Source organism: Ancylobacter sp. G4_0304 (genome assembly GCF_047501495.1).
GTDB lineage: Bacteria > Pseudomonadota > Alphaproteobacteria > Rhizobiales > Xanthobacteraceae > Ancylobacter.
In genome coordinates this window covers 1-2,814 of record NZ_JAZDRM010000076.1, presented here as the reverse complement: position 1 = coordinate 2,814, position 2,814 = coordinate 1, and the positions used below count along the sequence as shown (strand labels likewise).

At 69.8% G+C, this 2,814-nt stretch carries 3 protein-coding genes; all 3 read left to right on the top strand.

The genetic code is table 11. From position 1 onward, the window contains the following. The first annotated feature begins 14 nt into the window (after positions 1-14). Entirely contained in the window at positions 15-1,136 is a 1,122-nt protein-coding gene (locus VRZ77_RS21665; protein WP_414594636.1) for a Re/Si-specific NAD(P)(+) transhydrogenase subunit alpha, read from the top strand. Between the two features lie 343 nt (positions 1,137-1,479). Further along, positions 1,480-1,944 carry a proton-translocating transhydrogenase family protein gene (locus VRZ77_RS21660; protein WP_414594635.1) on the top strand — a complete coding sequence of 155 codons (465 nt, stop codon included), beginning with the start codon at positions 1,480-1,482 and terminating at the stop codon, positions 1,942-1,944. Between the two features lie 10 nt (positions 1,945-1,954). After that, positions 1,955-2,814: NAD(P)(+) transhydrogenase (Re/Si-specific) subunit beta (locus tag VRZ77_RS21655; protein WP_414594634.1), on the top strand; the 860-nt coding region annotated here is incomplete at its 3' end.

The following is a 2,814-nucleotide window of genomic DNA, read 5'->3' as shown; positions in this document are numbered from 1 at the left end:
TGCACGAAGACGTTTTGGTTGAGCCCCGTGTTTCGGGTTCGGTTGAGACGGTGAAGCGGTTTGTCGGTCTTGGTGCCGAGGTTGTTGTGGCGTCGGGGGCGGGTCTGGCGTCGGGGGTGTCGGACGCGGATTACGAGGCGGTCGGGGCCTCGATCGCGGCGGATAACGCCGCGGCGGTGGCCGGGGCGGATGTCGTGCTCGGCGTGCGCCGTCCGGAGGCGGCGACGCTGAAGGGCGCCAAGCCCGGCGCGCTGGTGATCGCGATCGCCGATCCCTACGGCAATGAGACGGCGCTCGGCGAGATCGCGGCGACCGGGACCAGCCTGTTCGCGATGGAGCTGATGCCGCGCATCACCCGCGCGCAGGTGATGGACGTGCTGTCAAGCCAGGCGAACCTTGCCGGCTATCGCGCGGTGGTGGACGCGGCTTCCGAGTTCGGCCGGGCGTTCCCGATGATGATGACGGCGGCGGGCACGGTGCCGGCGGCGCGGGTGTTCGTGATGGGTGCCGGGGTCGCCGGCCTTCAGGCGATCGCGACCGCGCGGCGCCTCGGCGCGGTGGTGTCGGCGACCGACGTGCGCCCGGCGGCGAAGGAGCAGGTGGAGAGCCTCGGCGCGAAGTTCATCGCGGTGGAGGACGAGGAGTTCAAGCAGGCCGAGACCGCGGGCGGCTACGCCAAGCAGATGTCGGCGGAGTACCAGGCCAAGCAGGCGGCGCTGACCGCGAGCCACATCGCCAAGCAGGACATCGTGATCACCACGGCGCTGATCCCCGGCCGTCCGGCGCCGAAGCTGGTGTCAGCGGATATGGTGGCGTCGATGAAGGCGGGCTCGATCCTGATCGACCTCGCGGTGGAGCGCGGCGGCAATGTCGCGGGCGCGGTTCCCGGCGAGGTGGTGACGACGGCCAATGGCGTGAAGATCGTCGGGCATCTCAACGTGCCGGGCCGTCTGGCGGCGACCGCCTCGCAGCTCTACGCCAAGAACCTCTACGCCTTTGTCGAGACGCTGATCGACAAGGGGTCGAAGAGCCTTGCCGTGAAGTGGGACGACGAGCTGGTGAAGGCGACGCTGCTGACGAAGGACGGTGCGGTGGTGCACCCGAACTTCGCGCCGGCGGCGGCGAGCGCGGCCTGAGATCGGTGGCGCCGGCCTGAGGGTCGGGGTGGCGGAGGAGCGGGTCTCGCCCGCGCCTCCCTGCCGCAGCCGGGGCGGCGCTCCGGTTCGGCCGTTCCGGTGCTGCCCGCCATAAGGGCGGTCTTTTCCTGAGCCGGTCCTGCTTTTGCCCGCGCATGCGCGGTGACGACCGGAACCACACGACACATGCGCCGCCGGCAGGGCGGGGCGAGCGAACATTGATGTTGAGATAACCGCGCAAGGCGGCGGGCGGCGCGAGGCCGGGTCCCAGGGAACATGTCCCAAGGAACATGTCCCAGGGGGTCGGGTCTCCGGACGGCCCGGGAAGAACGGGGAGAGACGCATGGCCAATCCATCGACGATGCCGGATCCGGCGCAGGCCGCGGAGGCCGCGCGCGCGGCGGCCGCGGTGGCGCGGGAGGCGGCGGACGCGGCGCAGGCCTATGCCGAGATGGCGGCGCAGGGCGCGGGAGATGTCGCGGGCGCGGTGGCGCACACGCTGACGGGCGGGGCGATCGACCCGTTCGTGTTCCGCCTCGCCATCTTCGTGCTGGCGGTGTTCGTCGGCTATTACGTGGTGTGGTCGGTGACCCCGGCGCTGCACACGCCCTTGATGAGCGTGACCAACGCGATCTCCTCGGTGATCGTGGTCGGCGCGCTGCTGGCGGTCGGCGTCGACACGGTGGCGGAAGGCACGGGCTGGGCGCGGGGCTTCGGCTTCCTCGGCCTGATCCTGGCGAGCGTGAACATCTTCGGCGGGTTCCTGGTGACCAGCCGGATGCTCGCCATGTACTCGAAGAAGAAGTGAGGCAGCGGATATGAACGCCAATATTGTCGCGCTGCTGTACCTCGTCTCCGGGGTGCTGTTCATCATGGCGCTGCGCGGGCTGTCGAGCCCCGCGACCTCGCGCCAGGGCAATCTGTTCGGCATGGTCGGCATGACCATCGCCATCCTGACCACGCTGGCGGCCTCGCCGCCCTCAGGTGTGGGCGGCTGGGCGCTGCTGATCGGCGGGCTCGCCATTGGCGGCGGGGTGGGCGCCTATATCGCCCGCAAGATCGCCATGACCGACATGCCGCAGCTGGTGGCCGCGTTCCACTCGCTGGTGGGCCTGTCGGCGGTGATGGTGGCGGCGGCCGCTCTTTACGCGCCGGCCGCGTTCGGGATCGGCGATCCCGGCCACATCCATGCCCAGGCGCTGGTCGAGATGAGCCTGGGCGTCGCCATCGGCGCCATCACCTTCACCGGCTCGGTGATCGCGTTCGCCAAGCTCAACGGCAATATGAGCGGCAAGCCGATCATGCTGCCGATGCGCCACGCCATCAATGCCGGCCTCGCCGCGCTGATCGTGGTGCTGATCGTGGTGCTGACGCTGACCGAGAGCCACACCGTGTTCTGGCTGATCGTGATCGCCAGCCTGATCTTCGGCGGGCTGATCATCATCCCGATCGGCGGCGCGGACATGCCGGTCGTGGTGTCGATGCTGAACTCCTACTCCGGCTGGGCGGCGGCGGGCATCGGCTTCACGCTGGGCAACACCGCGCTGATCATCACCGGCGCGCTGGTGGGCTCCTCGGGCGCGATCCTGTCCTACATCATGTGCAAGGGCATGAACCGCAGCTTCATCTCGGTGATCCTCGGCGGCTTCGGCGGCGATGCGGCCGCGGGCCCGGCGGG